1 protein-coding gene is annotated in these 246 nt (G+C 62.2%); it reads left to right on the top strand.

Features of this window, described 5'->3' with window-relative positions:
* Positions 1-246 (top strand): hypothetical protein (locus R0J88_RS22530; protein WP_410901249.1); only part of this gene is annotated, 246 nt, incomplete at both ends.

The raw sequence follows: 246 nt of genomic DNA, 5'->3' as shown, positions 1-246 counted from the left end.
CTGCAAGCCAGTCCCCTCATCACGTGTGACGCCCGTCGACAACCGGAACTCGCCGGTTGCAGATCGGTTCTTGCCGACGGCATTCGTTATTACATCGGCTTGCCCCTCAAGGCAGACAATGGCGAGATAATCGGCTGCATGAGCCTGGCGGACTCTGAGCCGCGTCAACAATTGCCCAGCCCGGACGTCCTCGTCCGGCTGGACAAGCTCGCGAGCCTGGCGACCGAGGCGCTGAAACGTCAGGTC

This window comes from Pseudoalteromonas sp. SIMBA_162, from assembly GCF_046535955.1.
GTDB classification, from domain to species: domain Bacteria; phylum Pseudomonadota; class Gammaproteobacteria; order Enterobacterales; family Alteromonadaceae; genus Pseudoalteromonas; species Pseudoalteromonas marina.
The sequence above is the reverse complement of the archived record's forward strand: the minus strand, read 5'-3'. Positions and strand labels throughout refer to the sequence as shown.